This window comes from Dietzia cercidiphylli (assembly GCF_014145145.1).
Taxonomy (GTDB): domain Bacteria; phylum Actinomycetota; class Actinomycetes; order Mycobacteriales; family Mycobacteriaceae; genus Dietzia; species Dietzia natronolimnaea.
The window spans coordinates 1-2845 of sequence record NZ_JAALEA010000530.1 but is presented as its reverse complement, the minus strand read 5'-3'; the positions used below and the strand labels follow the sequence as shown (position 1 = coordinate 2845).

The window sequence follows — 2845 nt, the reverse complement described above, 5'->3', positions numbered from 1 at the left end:
GTCAGCGGCCGTGTCAGCGGCCGTGTCAGCGGCCTACTTGGGTCGTGCTTCACGCGACTCGCTGGTGCGACACGCTTGCGAGACGCCCGGCCCGGGGTGGAGCGTTGATTGGGCCGAGCCTAGGTGTGTCGCAGCAGAGGATCGTCAAACGAGATGCTGGCAGTATCGTTCCCACCGAGAAGTGGGGTGCCTCTCCAGAATGGGCGAGCAAGACCCTTCGGATGGCGGGCGGCGTATCTGGTGAGTGCCGCGTCCTTAAGCAGCGGACCTCGGGGAGGGCGGTGAGTGGTCGTTGTGGCTTGTCATGTTCCGAAGCACTTCATGGCCAACAGCCGGCTCGTGATCGACACCAAGGGCTCCAGGAGGAGAATCATGGTGTTTATCTAGGGTGTGTCTCCCAATCGGCGTAGCCAGGTGAGAATTGCACAGAGGGTGACGGCGGCGCGGTAGGTGATCGCGAGTTTGTCGTAGCGGGTGGCCAGTGCTCGCCATTGCTTAGCCAGAGCGAAGGAACGCTCGACGACGTTTCGGTTTTTGTAGAGGCCAGTGTCGAGTTTTGGGGGTCGGCCACCGCGGCTGCCGCGGCGTTCGCGAGCGGCGATGGTGTCGCTTTTCTCCGGGATGACAGCGGCGATACCGCGACTGCGGAGCTGGCGGCGGATCGTGCCGGACGAGTAGGCCTTGTCTGCGATCACCGCGTCGGGGCGGGTGCGGGGTCGGCCCTTGCCGTGGCGTGGGACGTGGATGTCGGCCAGGACTTCGGCCAGCATCGCGCCGTCGTTTCGTTGCCCACCGGTGATCACGTTCGCCAGCGGTCGGCCGCGGCCGTCGACGGCACTGTGAATCTTGGTGGTCAGCCCTCCTCGCGAGCGGCCGATGCCGTGACCTGCGGGTTCACAGTCCCGGAAGGGCCGGTTCTTGTGATTCGACCCTGCCCCCTGTGTCCTGCTCAGGGCGCGTTGTATTTGTGCTGTGCTGATGAGCGCGGCAGATGGTGGCGTCGACCGAGACGTTCCAGTCGATCTTTCCGGCCGCGTCGGCATCGGCCAGGATCACGTGCAGGATGCGATCCCAGGTCCCGTCCCGGGCGTAGCGGGCGTGACGCTTCCACACGGTCTGCCACGCACCGAACTCCTCGCGGGGTAGGTCCCGCCAGGGAATACCTGCTCGGTAGCGGTAGATGATCCCCTCGACGACCTTGCGATTGTCGCGAAACGGATGCCCCTGCCGCCCTTCATTGGAGGGCAGCAGGGGCTCTATCCGCTCCCACTGCTCGTCGGTGAACTGGCGAAATCGTGACTTCGTCTGTCCCATACGGCCACGGTCTCGCGGGTCACCGCTCAGCTATGGTCAAGCCCCTGGTAGTGGTGTAACTGGTTTTTGATCCTTCGTTGGTGATCAGGCGGGTAGTTGCATCAGTTCATCGGTGCTCACCTCCGTGGTCGAGCTGGTGCCGGTGTCGGTGGTCAGGCCAGGGCCAGGCATTCCCGCCCCAGCAGAGGCTCGAACAACCCGCGGTGGGCGCCACGAACCTTTCGCCGAACCCAGAAATCTCAAGCCCCACCCTCCGCGCGACGGCCAACCGGACCCTCACGCACACCGGGCGTGCCAGGATCGCAGCTTGTTCAGCAGTCTCCTAGGTGGACGCTTTCTGCGCGGTGGTCTCAGGCTCAGACTCGTTCGAACACGGCGGCCAGGCCTTGACCGCCTCCGATGCACATCGTCTCCAGGCCCCACTGGACGTCGCGGCGCACCATCTCGTGCGAGAGGGTGGCGAGCATCCGGGCGCCGGTCGCCCCGACGGGGTGTCCGAGCGAGATCCCGGAGCCGTGTGGGTTGAGATGCGGTGAGGCGGGGTCGATGTCCCACTCCCGCATGACGGACAGGGCCTGGGCCGCGAACGCCTCGTTGAGTTCGATCACGCCCATGTCCTCGAGGGTCAGCCCCAGACGGTCGAGCGCCTTGGCGGTGGCGGGGACGGGGCCGATCCCCATGGTCTCCGGAGCGACCCCCGCGACCGCCCACGAGGCCAGGCGCACGAGTGGCGTCAGCCCGAGGGTGGCCGCCCTGTCTGCGGTGGTGACGACGCACATCGCGGCGCCGTCGTTCTGCCCGGAGGCGTTGCCGGCGGTGACGGTGGCCTCGGGGTCGGTGCGGCCCATGATCGCCCGGAGGCCGGAGAGGGCCTCGACAGTGGTGTCCGCGCGCGGGTGCTCGTCGGTGTCGACGACGAGGCCGGGACCCCTGCGCTGCGGGACGGTGACGGGAACGATCTCCTCGGCGAACACCCCGGACTCCTGGGCGGCCACGGCGCGTTGGTGGGACCGCTCGGCGAGCTGGTCCTGCTCCTCCCGGGTGATGCTGTACTCGCGGCGGAGGTTCTCGGCGGTCTCGATCATCCCGCCGTCGATCACGTGGGAGCGGCCGCCCACCGTGGTGCGGGCGCGGCCGAGGCGGTCGACCAGCGAGACGCCGTCGCCCTTGATGCCCCAGCGGGGTGAGGGGGTGGCGTAGAACTCGACCTGGCTCATCGATTCGACACCGCCGGCCACCACGACGTCCACGCCGCCGGAGGCCACCTGGAGCGCGCCGGTGATGACGGCCTGCAGGCCGGATCCGCAGCGGCGGTCCAGCTGCATGCCGGGCACGTCGATGCCGAGCGGGGAGTCGAGCGCGGCGATCCGGCCGATGGCCGGGCCCTCGCCGCCGGGGGAGCCCTGGCCGAGGATCACGTCGTCGACGTCGGCCCCGGTCAGCCCGGTGCGCTCGACGAGCGCGGTGAGCAGGGTGGTGGCCAGGGTGCTCGCGTCGAGATCGCGGAACACGCCGCCGAAGCGGCCGACCG

General features: G+C 68.3%; 2 protein-coding genes. Both read right to left on the bottom strand.

Going from position 1 to position 2845, the window contains the following annotated elements; all coding sequences use genetic code 11:
* Positions 1-383: 383 nt before the first annotated feature.
* Positions 384-1314 (bottom strand): IS5 family transposase gene (locus tag G6028_RS16930; protein WP_422110543.1). Its coding sequence is split into 2 segments (ribosomal slippage): positions 384-920 and positions 922-1314, totalling 930 coding nucleotides; the frame shifts between segments, so codons are not numbered across the junction.
* A gap of 356 nt (positions 1315-1670) precedes the next feature.
* On the bottom strand, positions 1671-2845 hold a 1175-nt coding region (locus G6028_RS16925), incomplete at its 5' end, for an acetyl-CoA C-acetyltransferase (protein WP_182659563.1).